The following is a 25226-nucleotide window of genomic DNA, read 5'->3' on the forward strand; positions in this document are numbered from 1 at the left end:
TTGTCGGCTACGCCGGACGGGCATGCCCGCCTGGCTGCACTGCGGCGCGGGTGTGCGCTCGCAGCGTTTCCACGCCCGGGTAGGGCGCGGAGGGCTGGGCGTCAGACGCCCAGTTCACGCACCAGAGAGTCGCGGCTGATATCCGAGATCGACTTGGCGCCGGTCAGGACCATGGCCACGCGCATCTCCTTCTCGAACAGGTCGAGCAGGTTGCTCACTCCGGCACCGCCGGCGGTGGCCAGGGCATAGACGAAGGCGCGGCCGAGCATCACGCCGTCGGCGCCGAGGGCGATCATGCGCACCACGTCGAGGCCGGTGCGGATGCCGGAGTCGGCGAGTATCTTCAGCTCGCCCTTCACCGCGTCGGCGATCGCCGGCAGAGCGCGGGCGCTGGACAGCACGCCGTCGAGCTGGCGGCCGCCGTGGTTGGACACGACGATGCCATCGGCGCCGAATTTCACTGCGTCCTTGGCGTCCTCGGGGTCGAGGATGCCCTTGATCACCATCGGGCCGTCCCAGAATTCACGGATCCATTCCAGGTCCTTCCAGGAGATCGACGGGTCGAAATTGGCCCCCAGCCAGCCGATGTAGTCGGCCAGGCCGGTGGGGTTGCCACGGTAGGTGGAGATGTTGCCGAGGTCATGCGGGCGGCCGAGCAGGCCTACGTCCAGCGCCCAGGACGGATGGGTCATGGCCTGCAGCATGCGGCGCATGGCGGCATTCGGGCCGCTCATGCCGGAATGTGCGTCGCGGTAGCGCGCACCGGGGGTGGGCATGTCGACGGTGAACACCAGGGTGGTGACGCCGGCAGCCTTGGCCCGCTCCAGGGCGTTGCGCATGAAGCCGCGGTCCTTCAGTACGTAGAGCTGGAACCACATCGGTCGGTCGATGGCCGGTGCTACTTCCTCGATCGGACAGACCGAGACGGTGGACAGGGTGAAGGGAATGCCCTTGGCCGCCGCTGCCTTGGCCGCCTGCACCTCGCCGCGGCGGGCGTACATGCCGGTCAGGCCGACCGGGGCCAGGGCTACCGGCATGGCCAGCTTCTCGCCGAACAGCTCGGTTTCCAGGCTCAGCTCGGACATGTTCTTCAGCACGCGCTGACGCAGGGCGATGCCGGCCAGGTCCTCGACGTTGCGCCGCATCGTGTACTCGGCGTAGGCGCCGCCGTCGATGTAGTGGAACAGGAACGGCGGCAGCTTGCGTTGGGCTGCGGCTCGGTAGTCGGTGGAGGCGGAGATGATCATTGGCTTCTCATCCGTTGGAAAATGGGAACAACAATGTTGCGGACGGATCTCGCGAGCTAGAGCGAGACAAGGCAGACATGGCCGAGGGCGCGGAGTTTACGAGCTGTAAATGAGCAGCCCGAGGCCATGTCTAACGCTGTATCGCCGACGCGCAGCAGATCCGAATGTCCTCAGTGCACGAGCATGCCGGTCAGCCAGTAGGCCTGGACCAGGGTGATCAGACCGACGAAGGCGGCAAAGATCAGGCTGTGCTTGAGGGTGAAGCGGAACAGATCGGATTCCTTGCCGACCATGCCGGTGGCGGCGCAGGCCACGGCGATGGATTGCGGCGAGATCATCTTGCCGGTCACGCCACCGCTGGTGTTGGCCGCGACCATCAGGGTGTCGTTGACTCCGATCTGGTGGGCGGTGGTGGCCTGCAGCGAGCTGAACAGGGCGTTGGATGAGGTATCCGAGCCGGTCAGGAACACGCCCAGCCAGCCGAGGAACGGCGAGAAGAACGGGAACAGTACGCCGGTGCCAGCCAGGACCAGGGCCAGGGTGCTGGACATGCCCGAGTAGTTGGTGACGAAGGCGAAGGCCAACACCATGCCGATCGACAGAATCGGCCATTTCAGTTCGATCAAGGTTTCCTTAAAGGTGGTCAGACCAGTTTTGGCATTGATCTTCAGGACCAGCATCGAGACCAGCGCGGAGAAGAAGATCGCGGTGCCGGTGGCGGAGATCGGGTCCAGCTTGAACACGGCCGGCATGGCGGTGGCTGCAGTAACGATCGGAGCGGTCTTGATCACCAGTTGATCGAGGTACGGAATGGCGAAGTTGAACACGGTGCTGTACATCGCACCGCCCGCGGCAAACATCGCCTTGAACGGCTTCAGGGTCCAGATGGTGACCAGCACGGTGAGGATCAGGAACGGCGACCAGGCCTTGAGAATCTGACCGAAGCTATACGGTGACGGGGTAGTGGTGCGCTTGCCGCCGAAACCACCGACGATTGCGGCGCCGCCGGCAGTCACGCCAACCACCTCGGGTTCGGCTGCGCGGCTCGGGCTCCAGACCTTGAGGAACAGGGTCAGGCAGACCAGGCTGACCAGCGCCGAGGTGATGTCCGGCAGTTCCGGGCCGATGTAGTTGGAGGTGAAGTATTGGGTGACGGCGAAGCTGACGCCAGCGACCAGTGCGGCCGGCCAGGTTTCCTTGATACCACGCCAGCCGTCCATCATCGCCACCAGCCAGAACGGCACGATGATCGACAGCAGCGGCAGCTGGCGGCCAGCCATGGCGCCGATCTTGAAAGCGTCGATGCCGGTGACCTGACCTGCCACGATGATCGGGATACCCAGGGCGCCGAAGGCCACCGGGGCGGTGTTGGCGATCAGACACAGGCCGGCGGCATACAGCGGGTTGAAGCCGAGACCGACGAGCAGGGCGGCGGTGATCGCTACCGGGGCGCCGAAGCCTGCGGCGCCTTCGAGGAATGCACCGAAGGAGAAGCCGATCAGCAACACCTGCAGACGCTGGTCGTCGGTGATCGACAGGACCGAGCTGCGGATGATCTCGAACTGACCGCTCTTCACCGTCAGTTTGTAGAGAAACACCGCCGCAACAATGATCCAGGCGATCGGCCACAGACCATAGGCGAAGCCGTAGCCGGCAGCGGCGAAGGCCATGGCTGCCGGCATCTGGAAGGCAAAGATGGCGACGATGATCGACAGCGCCAATGTGATGCTGCCCGCGACATGGCCTTTCAGGCGGAACACCGCCAGGGCCAGGAAGAAGAAGACGATGGGGATGAGCGCGACCAGCGCGGACAGGCCGAGGCTGCCGAGCGGTGTGTAGAGCTGTTGCCAGGTTTGCATGCAGGTGGCTCCTAATTGTTTTTGGAGGTGCCTTGAGCTCGGTAGCGACAGACTTATGGTCTGGCGGCGGCAGTCCGAGCCTGTCGATGAGTTGCTCGCTTTAATTGGTCATACCAATTTACAAAAGCGAGGGCTCAGGGTAAAAGCCCTGCTTGGGCTCTGTCAATTTGTCGGTCTTCGACTTTGGTCGTGTATCCCGACCTATCGCTCAGGCTTGTCGGGGTGTGCGGGGCTGGGTAGGCTGCCGCCAGCAATACCGCGAGCGGCGATTCAGACGGTCGCTGCGCGGCAAATCAACAGGATGGAAAGTGGTATGACATTCGGTCAGGTGCGGCAGCGCCGCCTGTCGGACGACATCGTCAGTCAGCTCGAGTCAATGATTCTCGAGGGCACGCTAAAAGCAGGCGAACGCCTCCCGGCCGAGCGGGCGCTGGCGGAGCAGTTCGGCGTGTCCCGGCCTTCGCTGCGCGAGGCGATCCAGAAACTGGTGGCCAAGGGACTGCTGGTCAGTCGTCAGGGCGGCGGTAACTATGTGGCAATGGAGTTGGGTTCGACCTTCAGCGATCCGTTGCTGCATCTGCTAGAGAGCAATCCGGATGCGCAGCGCGACCTGCTGGAGTTCCGTCATACGCTGGAGGGCTCTTGCGCTTATTACGCGGCACTGCGTGCGACGCCGGTCGACCACGAACGCCTGCAAGCCGCTTTCGATGAGCTGCAGCGCTGCTATGCGCCGAACAGTAAAGCCAGTCGGGGGGAGGAGGGGGCGGCTGACGCACGTTTTCACCTGGCGATCGCCGAGGCCAGTCACAACGCCGTGCTGTTGCACACCATCCGCGGCCTGTTCGACCTGCTCAAGCACAACGTGGTGACCAACATCGGCGGCATGTACCTGCAACGCAGCGAGACACGAGACCAGTTGCGAGCGCAGCACCAGGCTCTGTTCGAGGCGATCATCGAGCGCCGTGCCGACAACGCGCGCGACCTGTCGCACCATCACATTCACTATGTGCAGGAAGTGCTGGCCGAGGCGCAGCAGGAAGCCAAACGGTTGGAGCGGGCGCAACGTCGACAGGGGTTGTAGTTGTCCTTTCGAGAGGCAAAAGAAAAGGGCGGATAATCCGCCCTTTCTTATTCGTCTTTGCCCTTGGTGCGCATGGCGCGCTGAACTTCTCGGTCGGCGTCGCGCTCTTTCTCGGTATGGCGCTTGTCGAAGTCTTTCTTGCCCTTGGCCAGGGCGATCTCGCACTTGATCAGGTGGGCTTTCCAGTAGATCGACAGCGCCACGCAGGTGTAGCCCTTCTGCTGGACTGAGCCGAACAGCTTGTCCAGTTCGCGCTTGTTCAGTAGCAGCTTGCGGGTACGTGTGGGGTCGGCGATGACGTGTGTGCTGGCAGTCTTCAGTGGGGTGATGTGGCAACCCATCAGCCAGGCTTCGTCATCCTTGAGCAGGATGTAGCTGTCTACCAGCTGCGCCTTGCCGGCGCGCAGACTCTTCACTTCCCAGCCGGACAGGACCAGCCCGGCCTCGAACTTGTGTTCGATGAAGTAGTCGTGGAGCGCTTTTTTATTCAGCGCGATGGTCCCGGTGGGATGTTTCTTCTGCTTGGCCATAGGGCGCGCATTATAGGGAGTCGGCGCGTCCGTGGCGACAGGTGCGCTTGAGAGGGTTAGTCGAATTCCGCACAATGCGCGCTCCGTGGCGCACGGCGAGCCGGCGCAGCAGTTCAGGAACAAGAAGGCTGATGAGTACCCGTATCCAACGCTCGGCCCTGTTGCCTTATCCGGCACAGGCCCTCTATGACTTGGTCAATGATGTGGCCGGCTACCCGCAGTTCCTGCCCTGGTGCTCTGCTGCCGAAGTGCTGGAGTCCAGCGAGAGTGAGATGCGCGCAACTCTGACTGTGGCCAAGGGTGGTATGAGCCAGCAGTTCACTACCTGTAATCGCCTGGTGCCGGGAAAGTCCATTGAGATGCAGCTGGTAAACGGGCCGTTCTCTCAGTTGCATGGCGTGTGGGAATTCAAGGCGTTGGGTGAGAAAGCCTGCAAGATCAGCCTGGACCTGACCTTTGATTACGCTGGCCCGCTGGTCAAGGCTACCCTTGGGCCACTGTTCACCCAGGCGGCTAATACCATGGTCGATGCCTTCTGTCAGCGAGCCAAGCAGCTCCATGGCTGAGAACATTCTCGTCGAGGTGGTTTACGCGCTGGAGGGCGCTCAGAAACTGTTGTGCTTGCGAGTGCCTTCAGGGACTACGGTGCGTGAGGCCGCATTGCGCTCTGGAATGGAGGTGCATTTTTCAGGGTTGGATCTGGCGTCGGCGCCGCTGGGGATCTTCGGCAAGCTGGTCGCCAAGCCAGAGGAGCGAGTGCTGGAAGCGGGCGATAGGGTGGAAATTTATCGGGAGCTGGTTGCCGATCCTAAAGAGGTGCGCAAGGCTCGTGCGGCGCGGGCTAAGGCTGCACAGCAAGGCAGCTGAAGTAATTCCTGCTCCCATGAAAAAGCCCGACATTGGCCGGGCTTTTCTTTGTCGCGGATTATTGCGGCTGTGGGTCCAGTGGTTCTGGGATGGGTACTGGAATTGGTTCAGCGGCATCCACCTCGTCCTGGATCTGTTCCAGCAGGGAGCCTGGTTTGGCCGGTTCTTCCGTCTGCTGCTGAGGCTGCTGGTTGACGCTGTTGTCGCTGCCTTCACCAAGAATTTCCTGGTCGCGGCTGACGCCTGGCATGAAGTCGCCGGCCAGGCCGATCAGTTGATCGTTGCCGTCGAATACCAGGCTGACTCGCTCCTGGTAGCGCTGACGGCCGCCCGGCTGAATGCTGTACAGATAATCCCAGCGCTTGGCATGAAAGGTATCGGTGATCAGCGGGTTGCCCATGATAAACCGCACTTGGCGTTGGGTCATTCCGGGCTTCAACTGGTCTATCATGTCCTGCGTAACGACATTGCCCTGCTGGATGTCGATTTTATAAACCCCGGGAAACGAACAGCCGGCGAGTGCGAACAGACCCACGAGGGTGAGGCTGGGCAGCAAGAGCTTGGTGTTTTGCATCGGTGGGTGACTTCCACTATCTTGGCTGGGCAAATTAAACCCCGATCATACCCGCATTAACGGGAGCTGCGAAGCAGCAACCACGAGAAAGCAGACCATGGTTGAAAACAACGAACTGCGTAAAGCTGGCCTCAAGGTCACTCTGCCCCGCGTGAAGATTTTGCAAATGCTGGACTCGGCGACGTCCGGGCAGCGTCATATGAGTGCCGAGGATGTATACAAGGCCCTGATGGAGGCTGGTGAGGACGTTGGCTTGGCCACTGTCTACCGCGTGCTGACCCAGTTCGAAGCGGCTGGCTTGGTCGAGCGCCACAATTTCGATGGCGGTCATGCCGTGTTCGAGTTGGCCGATGGCGGTCACCATGACCATATGGTCTGCGTGGATAGCGGCGAGGTGATCGAGTTCTTCGATCCGGAGATCGAGAAACTGCAGAAAGAAATCGTCAAACAGCACGGTTTCGAGCTGGTCGATCACAATCTGGTGCTGTACGTGCGCAAGAAGAAGTAAGCGCAGCCTGCACTGGATAAAGAAAGGCGCCCATGGGGCGCCTTTTTCGTTGCAGCGATTCAGGCTTGGGCCTTGGTGACCATCTTGCGGGCATGAGCCAGGGACTCCTCGGTGAGGTCGACGCCACCGAGCATGCGCGCGATCTCTTCGACGCGGTCTTCCGGGGCCAGGTTGGCCACTGCCGTCTGAGTGCTGTCCTTGCCGCGCGCCTTGTGCACGAACAGGTGCTGGTGTCCCTGGGCAGCGACTTGCGGCAGATGGGTAACGGTCAGCACCTGGCCGCGCTCGCCGAGGCGGCGCAGCAACTGTCCGACCACTTCGGCGGTGGGCCCACCGATGCCGACGTCGACTTCGTCGAACACCAGGGTCGGCACGCGTGAGGTCTGCGCGGTGATTACCTGGATGGCCAGGCTTATGCGTGACAGTTCGCCGCCCGAAGCGACCTTGGCCAGCGACTTCATTGGTTGGCCCGGGTTGGCGCTGACCAGGAACTCCACCTGTTCCAGACCATATGGCTGCAGCTCTTCCGGATTGCCGGCCTGCAGCTGGATGCTGAAGCGGCCACCGGGCATGCCCAGAGTCTGCATCTCTACCTGCACGGCTTCGGCCAGACGATCAGCGGCCTGCTGGCGCAGGGCGCTCAGTTCGGCGGCCTTGTGCTGATAATGGCGTGCGTAGGCGGCCAGCTCTTCGCCAAGGCGTGCCACCGCCTCGTCGTCGGCATTGAGGCTTTCCAGTTCGCTCAGCAGGCGTTGCTGTAGCTCGGCTAGTTCGAAGGGCTGGACCCGGTGCTTGCGCGCCAGGCTGTAGATGGCGTCCAGGCGCTCTTCCAGCAATTGCTGGCGCTGCGGGTCGGCATCGAAATGATCGAGGAAGCGATTCAGCTCGCCGACGGCTTCTTCTACCTGGATCTGCGCGCTGGCGAGTAGGTTGGTCGCCTCGCCCAGGGCGCCGGGCTGGCTGCTGAAGGCGGTGAGACGGTTGAGGCTGGCGGTGAGGGCGGACAGCACGTTGCCGGCGTCGCTCTCACTGCACAGGTCGAGCACCTGACGGCAGGCGCCGAGCAACTGTTCGGCGTTGCTCAGGGTCTTGTGTTCCTGCTCCAGCTGTTCCAGTTCGTTGTCGCCCAGACCGAGATTTTCCAGCTCTTCCAACTGGTAGCTGAGCAGCTGGTGGCGGGCGCGCTGCTCGTCGCCAGTCGAGGACAGGCGCTGCAGCTCCTGGCGGGTCTGACGCCAGCGCTGGGCGGCAAGGTGAACCTGGCGCGCCAGCTCCTGGCTACCAGCGTATTCGTCGAGCAGGCGGCGATGGGTGTCCGGCTTGAGCAACGACTGGTGTTCGTGCTGGCTGTGGATGTCTATCAGCAGCTCGCCCAGGGCCTTGAGGTCACCGAGCGGGCAGGGCGCGCCGTTGATATAACCGCGCGAGCGGCCTTCGCCGGTGATGACGCGGCGCAGGATGCACGGGCCGTCGTGGTCCAGATCACGTTCGGCCAGCCAGGCGCGGGCCTCGGCGATGTCTTCCAGGTCGAAGCTGGCGAGGATGTCTGCCTTGTCGGCGCCGGGGCGGACCACGCCGCTGTCGGCGCGATCGCCAAGGGCCAGGCCGAGGGCATCGAGCATGATCGACTTGCCGGCGCCGGTTTCGCCGGTGATCACGGACATGCCTCGTTCCAGCTCAAGGTCCAGGTGTTCGACGATGGCGTAGTTGTGTACGGACAGGTGCACCAGCATGGAGAGCGCTCCCAAAAAATTTTGCTGGCTATTTATACAGTGTTTTGTTTTGTCCCGGCAATAACCCTTGAAACTGTGCGACCGGCCCCCATATAGGCGGCAAGAAGCGCGGGCCACGACCCGCTGACGTTATAGACAGGAGGAACCAATGGCAGACGAACAGAACCTGGATACCAACCCGGAAGAGCAACTGGCGCCCGAAGTGGCTGCCGGCGACGAGCTGGCTGCCCGCGTGCAGAGCCTCGAAGAGCAGCTGGCCGCGGCCCAGGATCAGTCCCTGCGAGTGGCTGCCGACCTGCAGAACGTACGCCGCCGCGCCGAGCAGGATGTGGAGAAGGCGCACAAGTTCGCCCTGGAAAAATTCGCCAACGACCTGCTGCCGGTAGTCGATAGCCTGGAGCGCGGTCTGGAGATGACCAGTGCCGCCGATGAGGCGAGCAAAGCCATGCGCGAAGGCATGGAGCTAACTCTCAAGCTGTTCCACGACACCCTCAAGCGCTACCAGCTGGAAGCGGTCGACCCGCACGGCTCGCCGTTCAATCCTGAGCACCACCAGGCCATGGCTATGGAAGAGAGTACCCACGTCGAGCCGAACACCGTGCTCAAGGTGTTCCAGAAGGGCTACCTGCTTAACGGTCGTTTGCTGCGCCCAGCCATGGTCGTGGTCAGCAAGGCACCTACCGCGGCGCCGCCCTCCATCGACGAGCAGGCTTGAAATCCAACGGGCCGGCCCCATCTGTTACAGCAAGCGAATTCATAGCTGACGCGGCGGGCAATCACAGGCCGCGGTTAACGACAAAGTTTCGGAGAGTTTGAGCATGGGCAAAATCATCGGTATCGACCTGGGGACCACCAACTCCTGCGTCGCCATTCTGGAAAACGGTAACGTCAAGGTCATCGAGAACGCTGAAGGCGCGCGTACCACGCCGTCGATCATCGCGTACGCCAACGATGGCGAGATCCTGGTCGGCCAGTCCGCCAAGCGTCAGGCCGTGACCAACCCGCACAACACCCTGTACGCAGTAAAGCGCCTGATCGGCCGCCGCTTCGACGAAGACGTCGTGCAGAAAGACATCAAGATGGTGCCGTACAAGATCGCCAAGGCCGACAACGGTGACGCCTGGGTCGAAGTGAACGGCCAGAAAATGGCGCCGCCGCAGATCTCCGCGGAAGTGCTGAAGAAGATGAAGAAGACCGCCGAAGACTACCTCGGCGAGCCAGTGACCGAAGCGGTTATCACCGTTCCGGCCTACTTCAACGACAGTCAGCGCCAGGCTACCAAGGACGCCGGCCGTATCGCCGGTCTCGAGGTCAAACGCATCATCAACGAGCCGACCGCGGCTGCGCTGGCCTATGGCATGGACAAGGGCAAGGGCGACCACACCGTGATCGTCTATGACCTGGGTGGCGGTACCTTCGACGTGTCGGTGATCGAGATCGCCGAAGTCGACGGCGAGCACCAGTTCGAAGTACTGGCCACCAACGGTGACACCTTCCTCGGTGGTGAGGACTTCGACATTCGCCTGATCGACTACCTCGTCGACGAATTCAAGAAAGAGTCCGGTATCGACCTGAAAGGCGATCCGCTGGCCATGCAGCGCCTGAAGGAAGCTGCCGAGAAGGCCAAGATCGAGCTGTCGTCCGCTCAGCAGACCGATGTCAACCTGCCGTACATCACTGCAGACGCGACGGGGCCGAAGCACCTCAACGTGAAGATTTCCCGCGCCAAGCTGGAAGCCCTGGTCGAAGACCTGGTCACCCGTACCATTGAGCCGTGCCGCATTGCCCTGAAAGACTCCGGTCTAGACGTTGGCAGCATCGACGAAGTGATCCTGGTCGGCGGTCAGACCCGCATGCCGCTGGTGCAGCAGAAGGTTGCCGAGTTCTTCGGCAAGGACGCGCGCAAGGACGTCAACCCGGACGAGGCTGTAGCCATCGGTGCCGCGATTCAGGGCGCCGTGCTGGCCGGTGACGTGAAAGACGTACTGCTGCTCGACGTGTCCCCGCTGACCCTGGGTATCGAAACCATGGGCGGCGTGATGACCGCGCTGATCGAGAAGAACACCACCATCCCGACCAAGAAGTCGCAGGTGTTCTCCACCGCCGACGACAACCAGAGTGCTGTGACCATTCACGTGCTGCAGGGCGAGCGTAAGCAGGCTGGTCAGAACAAGTCGCTGGGCAAGTTCGATCTGGCTGAGATCCCGCCGGCTCCGCGCGGTGTGCCGCAGATCGAAGTGACCTTCGACATCGACGCCAACGGCATCCTGCACGTCGGTGCCAAAGACAAGGCCACTGGCAAACAGCAGTCCATCGTGATCAAGGCCAACTCCGGTCTGTCCGATGACGAGATCGAGCGCATGGTGCGCGACGCCGAGGCCAACGCCGAGGAAGACCGCAAGTTCGAGGAGCTGGCAGCCGCCCGCAACCAGGGCGACGGTCTGGTTCACGCCACGCGCAAGATGATCACCGAAGCCGGCGACAAGGCGACTGCCGACGAGAAAGCGGCCATCGAGAAAGCCATCGGCGAACTGGAAGTTGCTCTGAAAGGCGATGATAAGGCTGATATCGAGGCCAAGATCAACGCCTTGTCCGAAGCCACCACCCCGCTGGCGCAGAAGATGTACGCCGAGCAGCCACAGCCGGGCGCTGCCGCCCAGGCGGCGGATGACGTCAAGGACGCCGGTGACGACGTGGTCGACGCCGAGTTCGAAGAGGTCAAGGACAACAAGTAAGCTACGGCTTGCTTCCGTTCCAGCCTGCCGGAGCCTGGCTTCGGCAGGTGCGATTCACCGCGCGGGGGCATGCTCCCGCGTTGGTGCGTCTGGGGCAGACGAATTTAAAGGTGTAGATGTATGGCCAAACGTGACTATTACGAAGTGCTCGGTGTGGAGCGCGGTGCCAGCGAAGCGGACCTGAAGAAGGCCTACCGCCGCCTGGCGATGAAGCACCACCCTGACCGCAATCCGGACGACAAGGCCGCGGAAGAGAAATTCAAGGAGGCCAACGAGGCTTACGAGATTCTCTCCGATGCGGGCAAGCGCTCGGCCTACGACCAGTACGGTCATGCCGGTGTCGATCCGCAGATGGGGGGCGGTGGTGGCTTCGGTGCCGGCGGAGCGAACTTCTCCGACATCTTCGGCGATGTGTTCAGCGACTTCTTCGGTGGTGGCGGTCGTGGCGGGCAGCGTGGCGGCGCTCAGCGCGGCTCTGATCTGCGTTATACCCTGGAGCTGGATCTAGAAGAGGCGGTGCGCGGTACCACCGTGACCATCCGCGTGCCGACCCTGGTCGGCTGCAAAACCTGCGATGGCAGTGGCGCCAAGAAGGGTACCAGTCCGGTGACCTGTACCACCTGCGGCGGCATCGGCCAGGTGCGCATGCAGCAGGGCTTCTTCTCGGTGCAGCAGACCTGTCCGCGCTGCCACGGCAGCGGGAAGATGATCACCGATCCCTGTGGCAGCTGCCACGGCCAGGGTCGTGTGGAGGAAAGCAAGACCCTGTCGGTCAAGGTGCCGGCGGGCGTCGATACCGGCGACCGTATTCGCCTGTCCGGCGAGGGCGAGGCAGGCTCCCATGGCGGGCCGGCTGGCGACCTCTATGTGGTGGTCAACGTGCGCGAGCACCCGATCTTCCAGCGCGACGGCAAGCACCTGTACTGCGAGGTGCCGATCAGCTTCGCCGACGCGGCGCTGGGTGGCGAGCTGGAAGTGCCGACCCTGGATGGCCGGGTCAAGCTGAAGATTCCGGAAGGTACCCAGACCGGCAAGTTGTTCCGCCTGCGTGGCAAGGGCGTGGCCCCGGTGCGCGGCGGCGGTGCCGGCGACCTGATGTGTCGGGTGGCGGTGGAAACGCCGGTCAACCTGGACAAGCGTCAGCGCGAGCTGCTGGAGGAATTCCGCAAGTCGCTGGAAGGTGACAGTTCCCACTCGCCCAAGGCCAGCGGTTGGTTCGATGGCATGAAGCGCTTCTTCGGCGACATCTAAGGAATCGGCTATGCGACGTATTGCAGTGATGGGCGCCGCCGGGCGCATGGGTAAGATCCTCATCGAGGCGATCAGCCAGGCGGAAGGCGCGCAGCTGACCGCCGCCGTCGATCGTCCGGACAGCAGCCTGATCGGCGCCGATGCCGGTGAGTTGGCGGCGCTGGGCAAGATCGGCGTGACCCTGGCGGGTGATCTGAATGCCGTGCTGGATCAGTTCGATGTGCTGATCGACTTCACGCACCCTTCGGTGACCCTGAAAAACCTGGAAATCTGCCGTCAGGCGGGCAAGGCCATGGTCATCGGCACCACCGGTTTCTCCCCAGAGGAGAAGCAGTTGCTGAGCGAGGCGGCCAAGCAGATCCCGATCGTCTTCGCTGCGAACTACAGCGTTGGCGTCAATCTCTGCCTGAAGCTGCTGGATACCGCCGCCCGCGTGCTGGGTGGCGATGTCGATATCGAGATCATCGAGGCGCACCACCGGCACAAGGTCGACGCGCCGTCCGGCACCGCGCTGCGCATGGGCGAGGTGGTGGCGAGCGCCCTGGGTCGTGATCTGCAGAAGGTCGCGGTCTATGGTCGTGAAGGCCAGACTGGCGCCCGCGAGCGCGAGACCATTGGTTTCGCCACCGTGCGTGCCGGTGATGTGGTCGGCGATCACACCGTGCTGTTCGCCGCCGACGGCGAGCGCGTGGAGATCACCCACAAGGCCTCCAGTCGCATGACCTTCGCCAAGGGTGCGGTGCGTGCGGCGCTCTGGCTGCAGGCACAGTCGGCCGGTCTTTATGACATGCAGGATGTGTTGGGACTTAACTGAAATGCCTGAGCGGTCCATGCAAGCTGTGGACCGAAAAGGGCTTTTCCTGTAAGCTTCCCGCTTTAGTGTGTCCACTAAAAGTAACGCAGAATGAATCAGATAAAGAAGCGGGGTGACGGTCAATACGTCATCCCGCTTTTTTACAACCTGCGTTTGTGCAAGTTCCAGATCTAAGGGAGGTCTTCTTGACTAAGCCAGCCATACTCGCCCTTGCCGACGGCAGCATTTTCCGCGGTGAAGCAATCGGGGCCGACGGCCATACCATCGGTGAAGTGGTGTTCAACACCGCCATGACCGGCTATCAGGAAATCCTCACCGATCCTTCCTATGCCCAGCAGATTGTTACCCTGACCTACCCGCACATCGGCAACACCGGCACCACGCCGGAAGACGCCGAATCCAACCGCGTGTGGGCCGCCGGCCTGATCATTCGCGACCTGCCGCTGATCTCCAGCAACTGGCGCGACAAGCAGCCGCTGGACGAGTACCTGAAAGAAAACGGTACCGTCGCCATCGCCGGCATCGACACCCGTCGTCTGACCCGCATCCTGCGCGAGAAGGGTTCGCAGAATGGTTGCATCCTGGCTGGCGAAGATGCCACCGAGGAAAAAGCCCTGGAACTGGCGCGCAGCTTCCCTGGCCTGAAAGGCATGGACCTGGCCAAGGTGGTCAGCTGCACCGAGCGCTACGAGTGGCGCACCAGTGTGTGGAACCTGAAGAGTGACAGCCACCCGGAAATCGCTGCCAGCGAGCTGCCTTACCACGTGGTCGCCTACGACTACGGGGTCAAGACCAACATCCTGCGCATGCTGGTCGAGCGCGGCTGCCGCCTGACCGTGGTGCCGGCGCAGACCCCGGCCAAGGACGTGCTGGCACTGAACCCGGACGGTGTGTTCCTCTCCAACGGCCCTGGCGACCCCGAGCCGTGCGACTACGCGATCGCTGCGATCAAGGAAGTGCTGCAGACCGAGATTCCGGTGTTTGGTATCTGCCTCGGCCACCAGCTGCTGGCCCTGGCCTCCGGCGCCAAGACCGTGAAGATGGGCACCGGTCACCACGGCGCCAACCACCCGGTGCAGGACCTCGACAGCGGCGTGGTGATGATCACCAGCCAGAACCACGGTTTCGCCGTGGACGAGCCGAGCCTGCCGGCCAACCTGCGCGCCACCCACAAGTCGCTGTTCGACGGCACTCTGCAGGGTATCGAGCGTACCGACAAGGACGCCTTCAGCTTCCAGGGTCACCCGGAAGCGAGCCCAGGCCCGCACGACGTCGCCCCGTTGTTCGACCGCTTCATCGAAGCCATGGCCAAGCGCCGCTAAGCCACGCCGACTGACCCAAGGATTCGAGTAAGAACCATGCCAAAACGTACAGACATCAAAAGTATCCTGATCCTCGGCGCCGGCCCCATCGTCATCGGCCAGGCCTGCGAGTTCGACTACTCCGGCGCCCAGGCCTGCAAGGCCCTGAAGGAAGAAGGCTTCCGCGTCATCCTGGTGAACTCCAACCCGGCCACTATCATGACCGACCCGGCCATGGCCGACGCCACCTATATCGAGCCGATCAAGTGGGCCACCGTGGCCAAGATCATCGAGAAGGAGCGTCCGGACGCGCTGCTGCCGACCATGGGCGGCCAGACCGCGCTGAACTGCGCCCTGGACCTGGAAAAGCACGGCATCCTGGAGAAATTCGGCGTCGAGATGATCGGCGCCAACGCCGACACCATCGACAAGGCCGAAGACCGTTCGCGCTTCGACAAGGCGATGAAAGACATCGGCCTGGCCTGCCCGGTTTCCGGCATCGCGCACAACATGGAAGAAGCCTACGGCGTGCTGGAGAAGGTCGGCTTCCCCTGCATCATCCGTCCGTCCTTCACCATGGGCGGCACCGGCGGCGGCATCGCCTACAACCGTGAAGAGTTCGAAGAAATCTGCGCTCGCGGCCTGGATCTGTCGCCGACCAGCGAGCTGCTGATCGACGAATCGTTGATCGGCTGGAAGGAATACGAGATGGAGGTGGTCCGCGACAAGAAGGACAACTGCATCATCGTCTGCTCCATCGAGAACTTCGACCCGATGGGCGTGCACACCGGCGACTCGATCACCGTGGCTCCGGCGCAGACCCTGACCGACAAGGAATACCAGATCCTGCGTAACGCCTCCCTGGCGGTGCTGCGCGAAATCGGCGTGGAAACCGGTGGCTCCAACGTGCAGTTCGGCATCTGCCCGAACACCGGCCGCATGGTCGTCATCGAGATGAACCCGCGCGTGTCGCGTTCCTCGGCCCTGGCCTCCAAGGCTACCGGCTTCCCGATCGCCAAGATCGCCGCCAAGCTGGCCGTGGGTTACACCCTGGACGAGCTGCAGAACGACATCACCGGCGGTCGCACCCCGGCCTCGTTCGAGCCGGCCATCGACTACGTCGTGACCAAGATCCCGCGCTTCGCCTTCGAGAAGTTCCCGAAAGCCGACGCCCGCCTGACCACCCAGATGAAGTCCGTGGGTGAAGTCATGGCCATCGGCCGCACCTTCCAGGAGTCCATGCAGAAAGCCCTGCGCGGCCTGGAAGTCGGCGTCGCCGGTTTCGACGAGAAGCTCGACCTGAACGACCCGGAAGCCGAGAGCACCCTGCGTCGCGAGCTGACCGTGCCGAGCGCCGACCGCGTCTGGTACGTGGCCGATGCCTTCCGCGCCGGCAAGACCGTCGCCGAAGTGTTCGACCTGACTCGCATTGACGAGTGGTTCTTGGTGCAGATCGAAGACCTAGTCAAGGACGAAGAGCGCATCAAGACCCTGGCGCTGTCGGCCATCGACCGCGACCTGATGTTCAAGCTCAAGCGCAAAGGCTTCTCCGACATCCGTCTGGCCAAACTGCTGGGCGTGACCGAGAAGACCCTGCGCAGCCACCGTCACAAGCTGAAAGTGCTGCCGGTGTACAAGCGCGTCGACACTTGCGCCGCCGAGTTCGCCACCGACACCGCCTACATGTACTCGACCTACGAGGAAGAGTGCGAGGCCAACCCGAGCGGTCGCGACAAGATCATGATCCTCGGCGGCGGCCCCAACCGTATCGGCCAGGGCATCGAGTTCGACTACTGCTGCGTGCACGCGGCGCTGGCCATGCGTGAAGACGGTTACGAGACCATCATGGTCAACTGCAACCCGGAAACCGTCTCCACCGACTACGACACCTCCGACCGCCTGTACTTCGAACCGGTGACCCTGGAAGACGTGCTGGAAATCGTTCGCGTCGAGCAGCCGAAAGGCGTGATCGTGCAGTACGGCGGGCAGACCCCGCTGAAGCTGTGCCGCGCCCTGGAAGAGGCCGGTGTGCCGATCATCGGTACCTCGCCGGACGCCATCGACCGCGCCGAAGACCGCGAGCGCTTCCAGCAGATGGTCCAGCGCCTGAACCTGCGCCAGCCGGCCAACGCCACCGCGCGCAGCGAAGACGAGGCTCTGGCCCTGTCCAAGGCCATCGGCTACCCGATGGTGGTGCGCCCGTCCTACGTGCTGGGCGGCCGCGCGATGGAAATCGTCTACCAGGAAGAAGAGCTCAAGCGCTACATGCGCGAAGCGGTGAAAGTGTCCAACGACAGCCCGGTGCTGCTGGACCGCTTCCTCAACTGCGCCATCGAGGTTGATATCGACGCGGTCTGCGACGGCGAGACCGTGGTGATCGGCGCGATCATGCAGCACATCGAACAGGCCGGCGTGCACTCCGGTGACTCCGCCTGCTCGCTGCCGCCGTACTCGCTGCCGGCGCACATCCAGGACGAGATCCGCGACCAGGTCAAGAAAATGGCCCTGGAGCTCGGCGTGGTTGGCCTGATGAACGTGCAGATGGCCGTCCAGGGCGAAGACATCTACGTCATCGAGGTCAACCCGCGCGCTTCGCGTACCGTGCCGTTCGTCTCCAAGTGCGTCGGCGAGTCGCTGGCTAAGGTGGCCGCCCGCGTCATGGCGGGCAAGTCGCTGGCCGAAGCCGGTTACGCCGAGGAAGTGATCCCGCCGTACTTCAGCGTCAAGGAAGCGGTGTTCCCGTTCGCCAAGTTCCCTGGCGTCGACCCGATCCTCGGCCCAGAGATGAAATCCACCGGTGAAGTGATGGGTGTCGGTGACAGCTTCGGCGAGGCCTTCGCCAAGGCCCAGCTGGGCGCCAGCGAAATCCTGCCGAACACTGGTTGCGCCTTCATCAGCGTACGCGAAGACGACAAGGCTCAGGCCGTCGAGGTCGCCCGCGATCTGGTCAGCCTGGGCTTCGAAGTGGTCGCCACCGCGGGTACCGCCAAGGTGATCGAGGCCGCCGGTCTGCCGGTGCGTCGCGTGAACAAGGTGACCGAGGGCCGCCCGCACGTGGTTGACATGATCAAGAATGACGAAGTCACCCTGATCATCAACACCACCGAAGGCCGTCAGTCCATCGCTGACTCCTACTCCATCCGTCGAAACGCCCTGCAGCACAAGATCTACTGCACCACCACCATCGCGGCTGGTCAGGCGATCTGCGAAGCGCTCAAGTTCGGTCCCGAGAAGACCGTGCGCCGTCTGCAGGATCTGCACGCAGGAATCAAGGCATGAACAAGTACCCCATGACCGTCCAGGGCGCTCGCGCCCTGGAGGAAGAATTGGCGCACCTGACCAAGGTGGTGCGTCCCAAGCTCAGCCAGGATATCGGTGAAGCGCGCGAGTTGGGCGACCTCAAGGAAAACGCCGAATACCATGCCGCCCGCGAACAGCAGGGCATGGTCGAGGCGCGCATCCGCGACATCGAAGGCCGCCTGCAGCATGCAGTGGTGATCGACGTCACCACTATCGCCCACACCGGTAAGGTGATCTTCGGCACCACCGTCGACATTGCCAACTGCGATACCGACGAGACGGTGACCTATCAGATCGTTGGCGAGGATGAGGCCGACATCAAGATTGGCAAACTGTCGGTCAGCTCGCCCATTGCCCGCGCCCTGGTGGGTAAGGAAGAGGGCGACGTGGTGGCGGTGAAGACCCCTAGCGGCCTGGTCGAGTACGAGATTGTTGAAGTCCGTCATATTTGACCGTCTCCCGCAGCGTGCGGGCATCCTCGGTTGGCAGCTAGCTCAGACTTTCTGGGTCGGTGGCCTCTGGTTGCTCCATTTCGTCATGCTGCCGGCACTGGAGAAGATGGGGCTTGCACCGCTGCTGATTGAGGAGGTCAATGGCGCGCTCAGCCCGCTTTTGATCGGTTTCGCAGCCTTCTGCGTGTTGGTGCAGGGAATGGTGCTGATTCAGGCAGAAGGTCTGCGCAGCCTCTGGCGCGATCTGCGTGGTCAGTTGCTGTTGATCGTACTGGTCATGGCGGTTGCATTCTTCGTCGTGCGTGAGTGGCAGCCGGGCGCCGCACGCTGGTTGCTGTTCAACTATCTGGTGCTGGCCGTGTGTGGTCTAGTGCTGGTGATGCAGCCGCTGCCTGGGCAGCGGAGCGAATGAGGCGACGCGCATAGAGTGAGGTGCTGGGCTTGCGAGCCGCGAAAAGCCAGCTAAGAAGCCTGCCCTTAGGCCTGATAGCGATGGATATTGGACAGGTTCTTGTTCGGCTTGGGGTTCTTTCGATAGATCAGGGCCATCTTGCCGATCACCTGGACCAGCTCGCAGCGGCCAGCCGCAACAAGCTCGTCGATTAGCGTACGACGGTCGTCGCGCTCGGCCAGACGAAACTGTACCTTGATCAGCTCATGATCGCTGAGCGCACGCTCCAGTTCAGCCAGGACGCCTTCGGTCAGGCCATTTTCGGCCACGATCAATACCGGTTTCAGGTGGTGGCCGATAGATTTGAAGTGTTTCTTCTGTTCGTTGGTAAGCGCCATAATCTGACCCTGTTGCTATGGAATCCGGCCGCCTGATGGTTTGGACGTAGTCATGCCCATGCCATTTCGGTGTGCCTTCTTCTGAATCTTAAACGGCGCATTCTACCCGAGCTGGTCCGGGTGCGCCCCTTTATATGTTCGGGGCGAAAGGGTGTTCGATATTGTGATGAGGCTCGTTCCGTGCGGTTGCATGGGTGCCTGCTCGCGATGTCGGTCGTGGCGCGGTGAGTCTAAGGGCTGTGTGATGGCGGGTTGGCCTTGTGTTTTCTCAGATGACCCCAATATGACTGGATAGGTGTTGCCTGGAGGTTGCCGTCGTCGTGAAATCAATGTGCGGACAGCCTTCTGGCTCAAGGTTGTCTTGAGGCCTAGACTGGAACCGGTACAGTGAGTTTTAGTCGGATGACCGAGGTCTCATAAAGGGTTACAGACGGTTCCTGCTCGGGGCAGGGGTTGTGTAGTAAGTTAGGTTGGTAATCCACCAGCCGTCATGCGAAGCGAGTTTCCAGGACGAGGCTCGTTTCAGAGGGTAGCGAATTGAACGACATGGCAAAAAACCTGATCCTGTGGCTGATCATCGCAGCCGTCTTGGTCACGGTGATGAACAACTTCTCCAGCCCGAGCGAAGCCGGCAAGCTGAACTACTCCGAGTTCATCCAGCAGGTCCAGGAAGGCAAGGTCAGGCAGGTCACTGTCGATGGCTACATCATTAGCGGCAAGAATCTTGATGGCACCACCTTTGAAACCGTTCGCCCGGCTATCGAGGATCGTGGCCTGATCAAGGATCTGATCGACAACAACGTCGAGATCGTGGGCAAGCAGCCGGAGCGCCAGAGCATCTGGACCCAATTGCTGGTAGCCAGCTTCCCGATCTTGGTGATCATTGCCGTATTCATGTTCTTCATGCGCCAGATGCAGGGTGGCGGCGGTGGTCGCGGTGGCCCGATGAGCTTCGGCAAGTCCAAGGCGCGCCTGCTCTCCGAGGACCAGGTCAAGACCACTCTGGCCGACGTCGCCGGTTGCGACGAGGCTAAGGAAGAGGTCGGCGAGCTGGTTGAGTTCCTCCGCGATCCGGGCAAGTTCCAGCGCCTGGGTGGTCGCATCCCTCGCGGCGTGCTGATGGTCGGTCCGCCTGGTACCGGTAAGACCCTGCTGGCCAAGGCCATTGCCGGTGAGGCCAAGGTGCCGTTCTTCACTATTTCCGGCTCCGATTTCGTTGAGATGTTTGTCGGCGTTGGTGCCTCCCGGGTGCGGGACATGTTCGAGCAGGCCAAGAAGCATGCGCCCTGCATCATCTTCATCGACGAGATCGACGCTGTCGGTCGCCACCGTGGCGCCGGCCTGGGTGGCGGTCATGACGAGCGCGAGCAGACCCTCAACCAGTTGCTGGTGGAGATGGATGGCTTCGAAATGAATGACGGCATCATCGTCATCGCCGCGACCAACCGTCCCGATGTGCTCGATCCGGCGCTGCTGCGTCCCGGTCGCTTCGACCGCCAAGTGGTGGTGGGCCTGCCAGATATTCGTGGTCGCGAGCAGATCCTCAAGGTGCACATGCGTAAGGTGCCGATCGGCGACAACGTAGAGCCGGCGGTGATCGCGCGTGGTACCCCTGGCTTCTCCGGTGCCGACCTGGCCAACTTGGTCAACGAGGCCTCGCTGTTTGCTGCTCGTGCCAGCAAGCGCCTAGTGGAGATGAAGGAGTTCGAGCTGGCCAAGGACAAGATCATGATGGGCGCCGAGCGCAAATCGATGGTCATGTCCGAGAAGGAGAAGCTCAACACCGCTTATCATGAAGCTGGCCACGCTATTGTTGGTCGTTTGGTTCCCGAGCATGATCCTGTCTACAAGGTGTCGATCATCCCGCGTGGCCGTGCCTTGGGCGTGACCATGTTCTTGCCGGAAGAGGATCGCTACAGTTTGTCCAAGCGTGCTCTGACCAGTCAGATCTGCTCGCTGTTCGGCGGCCGTATCGCCGAAGAAATGACCCTCGGCTTCGATGGTGTCACCACTGGAGCTTCCAATGACATCATGCGCGCCACCCGCCTGGCGCGGAACATGGTGACCAAGTGGGGGTTGTCCGAGAAGCTTGGCCCGCTGATGTACGCGGAAGAGGAGGGCGAGGTGTTCCTGGGGCGCAGCGCCGGCAGTCAGCAGGCCAACGTTTCCGGGGAAACTGCCAAGGCTATCGACGAGGAAGTGCGCAGCATCATTGATGGCTGCTACGGTACTGCCAAGCGTCTGTTGGAAGAGAATCGCGACAAGCTCGACATGATGGCCGATGCGCTGATGAAGTACGAAACCATCGATGCTGATCAGATCGACGACATCATGGCGGGTCGTACGCCGCGTGAGCCTCGCGATTGGCAGGGTGGCTCGGGTGCCTCGGCGCCGAAGGAGCAGGCCGAGCGTCCGGAATCCCCGATCGGCGGCCCGGCAGGTGAGCACTAAGGTCGACGAATGACAACCCTGCAGTACCCGGCCCGGCTGCCATGCGGCAGTCGGGTGCTTGACCTGGCTCATCCGCAAGTGATGGGTATTCTCAATGTAACCCCTGATTCCTTTTCCGACGGAGGCCGCTTCGCAGTTCGCGATGCGGCCTTGCGTCATGCCGCGCAGATGGCGGCCGCTGGTGCGACCCTAATTGATGTGGGGGGCGAGTCCACTCGCCCTGGGGCTCGCCCTGTTTCTCCGCTTGAGGAGCTGGAGCGGGTGTTGCCGATTGTCGAAGCTCTCGCCGCTGAGTTGGATGTGGTTATCTCCCTGGATACGTCCACTCCTGCGGTGATGCGTGAGGGGGCCAGGCTCGGAGCTGGCTTGATCAATGACGTGCGTGCCTTACGGCGCGATGGTGCTCTGGAGGCAGTAGCTGCCACTGGCTTGCCGGTTTGCCTGATGCACATGCTCGGCGAGCCCGGAAACATGCAGCAAGACCCGCAGTATCAGGATGTTGTGGCTGAGGTCGGTGATTTCCTCGAGCAGCGGATGTGTGACTGCGAGGCGGCGGGAATACCTCGTGAGCGTATCATTCTTGATCCGGGTTTCGGTTTCGCCAAAACTCTCGCACACAATCTCAGCCTGTTTCGGCGCCTGGAAGTCTTGCTCGGCTTGGGGCGGCCTTTGCTGGTCGGTGTGTCACGCAAGAGCATGATTGGGCAGGCGCTTGGGCGAGAGGTGCATGAGCGGTTGCCAGGTGGTCTCGCCCTGGCTGCTCTGGCGGTAGCCAAGGGGGCGTGTATCCTGCGCGTCCATGATGTCGCCGAAACTGTCGATGCGGTGCGTATGATCGCCGCCGTGCAGGCAGCAGAATAAAGAAGTTGGAGTGACTATGAGCAGAAAATATTTCGGTACCGACGGCATCCGTGGTCCTGTCGGTCAGTTTCCCATCACTCCCGAGTTCATCCTCAAGCTGGGCTGGGCTGCCGGCATGGCATTTCGCAAGCAGGGTAAGTGCCGCATCCTGATCGGCAAAGACACGCGCATCTCGGGCTATATGTTCGAGTCGGCGCTGGAGGCCGGTCTGGTGGCTGCTGGTGCGGATGTGATGCTGTTGGGGCCGATGCCGACTCCGGCCATCGCCTATTTGACGCGTACCTTTCAGGCCGAGGCGGGTATCGTCATCAGTGCCTCGCACAATCCCCACCATGACAATGGCTTCAAGTTCTTTTCTGGCAAGGGCACCAAGCTGCCGGATGAGATAGAGCTGATGATCGAGGAGTTGCTCGATCAGCCGATGTCGGTGGTGGAGTCCGAGCAACTCGGCAAGGTGTCCCGTATCAACGATGCTGCGGGTCGCTACATCGAGTTCTGCAAGAGTAGCGTGCCAAGCAGTACAAGCTTCTCTGGTCTCAAGCTGGTCATCGACTGCGCCCATGGAGCCACCTATAAGGTGGCTCCTAGTGTTTTCCGGGAGTTGGGTGCTCAGGTGTCCGTGCTCTCCGCTCAGCCTAACGGGCTGAACATTAACGACAATTGCGGTTCTACCCACATTGAGCCGCTGCAGGCCGAGGTGTTGGCGCAGCAGGCTGATCTCGGGATCGCTTTTGATGGTGATGGCGACCGTGTGCTGATGGTTGATCACACTGGGGCAACCGTGGATGGTGATGAGCTGTTGTTCATCATTGCGCGCGATCTGCATGAGCGGGGCAGGCTGCAGGGTGGGGTGGTGGGTACTCTGATGAGCAATCTCGGGCTGGAGTTGGCGCTCGGTGATCTGGGGATTCCCTTCGCTCGTGCCAAGGTCGGTGATCGTTATGTGGTGGCAGAGCTACAGGAGCGTGACTGGCAGCTTGGTGGCGAAAACTCTGGGCATTTATTGTGTTGTCAGCACACTACTACCGGCGATGCCATCATTGCGGCGCTACAGGTACTAATGGCGCTTAAGCGTGGCGATCAGACGCTTGCCGAGGCTCGTCAGGCTGTGCGCAAGTGTCCGCAAGTGCTTATCAATGTGCGCTTTTCTGGTGATGTGGACCCGGTCGGGCATGTCGCCGTGAAGGATGCCTGCGCGCGCGTTACCGAGCGTATGGCGGGGCGTGGGCGTGTCTTGTTGCGCAAGTCTGGTACCGAGCCATTAGTGCGCGTCATGGTCGAGGGTGATGACGAGATTCAGGTGCGTTCATACGCCGAAGAGCTGGCCAAGGTGGTTGGCGAGGTCTGTGCCTGATTCGGCTTGCTAGTGGAAAAGCTCTTGGGTAACATCTGCGCCCACTTTGAACGACGAGGTCTGGCATGCGTCGCCCCCTGGTAGCTGGTAACTGGAAAATGCACGGTACCCGCGCCAGCGTCGCAGAGCTGATCAAGGGGCTTCGTCAATTGGCGCTGCCTGGCAGTGTTGAGGTGGCAGTCATGCCACCTTGCCTGTACATCAATCAGGTCCTGGTTGGGCTGGAAGGCAAGGCGATCGCCATTGGTGCTCAAAACTGCGCCGTGGAGCCTATGCAAGGCGCTCTGACTGGTGAGATTGCGCCTAGCCAGTTGGCTGATGCTGGTTGCAGCATGGTGCTGGTGGGGCATTCCGAGCGTCGCCTGATTCTGGGTGAGCGTGACGAGCAGGTAAGTCGCAAGTTTGCTGCTGCGCAATCCTGTGGTCTGGTTCCGGTGCTGTGCATCGGCGAGACTCTTGAGCAACGGCAGGCAGATAAGACGCTGGAAGTGGTGTCTGCCCAGTTGGGTAGTGTCATCGAGGAGTTGGGTGTAGGTGCCTTCTCCAAAGCGGTTGTGGCTTATGAGCCGGTTTGGGCTATTGGTACTGGTCTGACGGCATCGCCGCAGCAGGCCCAAGAGGTTCATGCGGCTATTCGTGCGCAGCTTGCTGCGGAGAATGCGGGTGTCGCGCGTGGCGTAAGAATTCTGTATGGCGGCAGCGTCAAGGCCGCCAATGCTGCCGAGTTGTTCGGTATGCCGGATATCGATGGGGGGCTCATTGGTGGAGCCTCCTTGAATGCAGATGAATTTGGTGCGATCTGTCGCGCCGCAGGAAACTGATAAATGCTGGAAACAGTCGTAATCGTCGTACATCTCTTGGGTGCCATCGGTGTAGTCGGCTTGGTGCTGCTGCAGCAAGGCAAAGGTGCTGATGCTGGTGCTTCTTTCGGTTCGGGAGCGTCCGGTACTGTTTTTGGTAGCCAGGGTTCGGCCACCTTTCTGAGTCGCTTCACAGCTGTTCTCGCAGCAATTTTTTTCATTACTAGCTTGGGTTTAGGCTTCTTTGCTAAACAAAAAGCTGATAACCTTACTCAGGTTGGGTTGCCTGATCCGGCAGTGCTTGAGGTTAAGCAAGACAAGCCTGCTGTAGAGGATGTGCCCGTGCTTGAAGAGCAGAAGTCGTCAGTCGAAAAGGCTGATGTTCCAGATGCCCAGGAGCAAAAGTAATACCCTCTTTGCCGAGGTGGTGGAATTGGTAGACACGCTACCTTGAGGTGGTAGTGGCCATAGGCTGTAGGGGTTCGAGTCCCCTCCTCGGTACCATATTTCGACAAGGCCCGCAGGTTGCGGGCCTTGTCGTTTTCGGGGGTCGGTTGACCCTGTAGGGTTAGGTCCGTATACTCTCGGCCCAGCTTTGATGCGGGATAGCTGTCTGCTGGTCGGGTTTGCTATTCGATGCTGGTTGCCGGCACTCGTGTCAGTTGTAAAAAAGCCCCTGTTTAGGGGCTTTTTGCTAGCTGCGGAGTCCGCCACCCGAT

23 protein-coding genes and 1 tRNA gene are annotated in these 25226 nt (G+C 61.6%); 18 read left to right on the plus strand and 6 right to left on the minus strand.

The annotated features are described in order from the left end of the window. Nucleotides 1-101: 101 nt before the first annotated feature. Both lldD and IB234_RS21850 read right to left on the minus strand, forming a co-directional pair. Nucleotides 102-1247, minus strand: coding sequence for an FMN-dependent L-lactate dehydrogenase LldD (gene lldD / locus IB234_RS21845; RefSeq protein ID WP_192321959.1), 1146 nt, complete (start codon nucleotides 1245-1247; stop codon nucleotides 102-104). A gap of 170 nt (nucleotides 1248-1417) precedes the next feature. Beyond that, on the minus strand, nucleotides 1418-3106 hold the full coding sequence (locus tag IB234_RS21850) for a lactate permease LctP family transporter (RefSeq protein ID WP_192321960.1): 1689 nt from the start codon (nucleotides 3104-3106) through the stop codon (nucleotides 1418-1420). Nucleotides 3107-3419: 313 nt separating this feature from the next. Here IB234_RS21850 and IB234_RS21855 point away from each other — a divergent pair, with 313 nt between their 5' ends. Continuing rightward, a complete protein-coding gene (locus IB234_RS21855; RefSeq protein ID WP_192321961.1) occupies nucleotides 3420-4187 on the plus strand; it encodes an FCD domain-containing protein in 768 nt (255 codons plus the stop codon). Nucleotides 4188-4234: 47 nt separating this feature from the next. Here the strand turns inward: IB234_RS21855 and smpB are convergent, their stop codons facing one another. After that, on the minus strand, nucleotides 4235-4717 hold the full coding sequence (gene smpB, locus IB234_RS21860; protein ID WP_192321962.1) for an SsrA-binding protein SmpB: 483 nt from the start codon (nucleotides 4715-4717) through the stop codon (nucleotides 4235-4237). A gap of 131 nt (nucleotides 4718-4848) precedes the next feature. Here smpB and IB234_RS21865 point away from each other — a divergent pair, with 131 nt between their 5' ends. Together IB234_RS21865 and IB234_RS21870 are read left to right on the plus strand one after the other, a co-directional pair. After that, nucleotides 4849-5283, plus strand: coding sequence for a type II toxin-antitoxin system RatA family toxin (locus IB234_RS21865; RefSeq protein WP_192321963.1), 435 nt, complete (start codon nucleotides 4849-4851; stop codon nucleotides 5281-5283). Beyond that, a complete protein-coding gene (locus tag IB234_RS21870; RefSeq protein ID WP_192321964.1) occupies nucleotides 5276-5584 on the plus strand; it encodes an RnfH family protein in 309 nt (102 codons plus the stop codon). The genes IB234_RS21865 and IB234_RS21870 overlap by 8 nt, the downstream gene beginning before the upstream one ends. A gap of 58 nt (nucleotides 5585-5642) precedes the next feature. Here IB234_RS21870 and IB234_RS21875 read toward each other — a convergent pair whose 3' ends face one another. Further along, entirely contained in the window at nucleotides 5643-6158 is a 516-nt protein-coding gene (locus tag IB234_RS21875) for an outer membrane protein assembly factor BamE (RefSeq protein ID WP_192321965.1), read from the minus strand. A gap of 97 nt (nucleotides 6159-6255) precedes the next feature. Here IB234_RS21875 and fur point away from each other — a divergent pair, with 97 nt between their 5' ends. Beyond that, nucleotides 6256-6666, plus strand: a complete 411-nt coding sequence (fur, locus tag IB234_RS21880; RefSeq protein WP_192321966.1) for a ferric iron uptake transcriptional regulator — start codon at nucleotides 6256-6258, stop codon at nucleotides 6664-6666. A gap of 59 nt (nucleotides 6667-6725) precedes the next feature. On the opposite strand, the gene recN is transcribed toward fur, so the two are convergent. Next, nucleotides 6726-8399 carry a DNA repair protein RecN gene (recN, locus tag IB234_RS21885; RefSeq protein ID WP_192321967.1) on the minus strand — a complete coding sequence of 558 codons (1674 nt, stop codon included), beginning with the start codon at nucleotides 8397-8399 and terminating at the stop codon, nucleotides 6726-6728. A 148-nt stretch (nucleotides 8400-8547) separates the two neighbouring features. Here recN and grpE point away from each other — a divergent pair, with 148 nt between their 5' ends. From grpE to IB234_RS21925, 8 genes are all read left to right on the plus strand, one after another. After that, nucleotides 8548-9114, plus strand: coding sequence for a nucleotide exchange factor GrpE (grpE, locus tag IB234_RS21890; protein ID WP_192321968.1), 567 nt, complete (start codon nucleotides 8548-8550; stop codon nucleotides 9112-9114). Nucleotides 9115-9217: 103 nt separating this feature from the next. Beyond that, nucleotides 9218-11134 (plus strand): molecular chaperone DnaK, encoded by a 1917-nt coding sequence (dnaK, locus tag IB234_RS21895; protein ID WP_192321969.1) that lies wholly within the window; start codon nucleotides 9218-9220, stop codon nucleotides 11132-11134. 120 nt (nucleotides 11135-11254) lie between these two features. Next, nucleotides 11255-12385, plus strand: coding sequence for a molecular chaperone DnaJ (dnaJ, locus tag IB234_RS21900; protein ID WP_192321970.1), 1131 nt, complete (start codon nucleotides 11255-11257; stop codon nucleotides 12383-12385). A gap of 10 nt (nucleotides 12386-12395) precedes the next feature. Continuing rightward, the gene (dapB, locus tag IB234_RS21905; RefSeq protein WP_192321971.1) at nucleotides 12396-13199 is read left to right on the plus strand and encodes a 4-hydroxy-tetrahydrodipicolinate reductase; all 804 of its coding nucleotides are present in this window, start codon (nucleotides 12396-12398) and stop codon (nucleotides 13197-13199) included. Between the two features lie 185 nt (nucleotides 13200-13384). Beyond that, nucleotides 13385-14521 (plus strand): glutamine-hydrolyzing carbamoyl-phosphate synthase small subunit, encoded by a 1137-nt coding sequence (gene carA, locus IB234_RS21910; RefSeq protein ID WP_043308812.1) that lies wholly within the window; start codon nucleotides 13385-13387, stop codon nucleotides 14519-14521. A 36-nt stretch (nucleotides 14522-14557) separates the two neighbouring features. Beyond that, nucleotides 14558-17779 carry a carbamoyl-phosphate synthase large subunit gene (gene carB, locus IB234_RS21915; protein ID WP_192321972.1) on the plus strand — a complete coding sequence of 1074 codons (3222 nt, stop codon included), beginning with the start codon at nucleotides 14558-14560 and terminating at the stop codon, nucleotides 17777-17779. Further along, nucleotides 17776-18252: a transcription elongation factor GreA gene (gene greA, locus IB234_RS21920; protein WP_192321973.1), complete on the plus strand. Its 477-nt coding sequence runs from the start codon at nucleotides 17776-17778 to the stop codon at nucleotides 18250-18252. Before carB ends, greA begins: the two co-directional genes overlap by 4 nt. Then, on the plus strand, nucleotides 18233-18664 hold the full coding sequence (locus IB234_RS21925; RefSeq protein WP_412547946.1) for a DUF4149 domain-containing protein: 432 nt from the start codon (nucleotides 18233-18235) through the stop codon (nucleotides 18662-18664). The genes greA and IB234_RS21925 overlap by 20 nt, the downstream gene beginning before the upstream one ends. 65 nt (nucleotides 18665-18729) lie before the next feature. Here the strand turns inward: IB234_RS21925 and yhbY are convergent, their stop codons facing one another. Then, a complete protein-coding gene (gene yhbY / locus IB234_RS21930; RefSeq protein WP_192321975.1) occupies nucleotides 18730-19041 on the minus strand; it encodes a ribosome assembly RNA-binding protein YhbY in 312 nt (103 codons plus the stop codon). 546 nt (nucleotides 19042-19587) lie between these two features. Between yhbY and ftsH the strand changes: the two genes are divergently transcribed. From ftsH to IB234_RS21960, 6 genes are all read left to right on the plus strand, one after another. Continuing rightward, nucleotides 19588-21492, plus strand: a complete 1905-nt coding sequence (ftsH, locus tag IB234_RS21935) for an ATP-dependent zinc metalloprotease FtsH (RefSeq protein WP_192321976.1) — start codon at nucleotides 19588-19590, stop codon at nucleotides 21490-21492. Nucleotides 21493-21501: 9 nt separating this feature from the next. Beyond that, nucleotides 21502-22353, plus strand: a complete 852-nt coding sequence (gene folP / locus IB234_RS21940; RefSeq protein ID WP_192321977.1) for a dihydropteroate synthase — start codon at nucleotides 21502-21504, stop codon at nucleotides 22351-22353. A 16-nt stretch (nucleotides 22354-22369) separates the two neighbouring features. Next, nucleotides 22370-23707, plus strand: a complete 1338-nt coding sequence (gene glmM / locus IB234_RS21945) for a phosphoglucosamine mutase (RefSeq protein ID WP_192321978.1) — start codon at nucleotides 22370-22372, stop codon at nucleotides 23705-23707. A gap of 65 nt (nucleotides 23708-23772) precedes the next feature. Beyond that, nucleotides 23773-24528 carry a triose-phosphate isomerase gene (tpiA, locus tag IB234_RS21950; RefSeq protein ID WP_192321979.1) on the plus strand — a complete coding sequence of 252 codons (756 nt, stop codon included), beginning with the start codon at nucleotides 23773-23775 and terminating at the stop codon, nucleotides 24526-24528. Between the two features lie 3 nt (nucleotides 24529-24531). Further along, nucleotides 24532-24915, plus strand: a complete 384-nt coding sequence (gene secG, locus IB234_RS21955) for a preprotein translocase subunit SecG (RefSeq protein ID WP_192321980.1) — start codon at nucleotides 24532-24534, stop codon at nucleotides 24913-24915. Between the two features lie 10 nt (nucleotides 24916-24925). Then, nucleotides 24926-25011 (plus strand) — tRNA-Leu (locus tag IB234_RS21960). The last annotated feature ends 215 nt before the right edge of the window (nucleotides 25012-25226 follow it).

The sequence above is a fragment of the Pseudomonas sp. PDM16 genome, from assembly GCF_014851865.1.
GTDB lineage: Bacteria > Pseudomonadota > Gammaproteobacteria > Pseudomonadales > Pseudomonadaceae > Aquipseudomonas.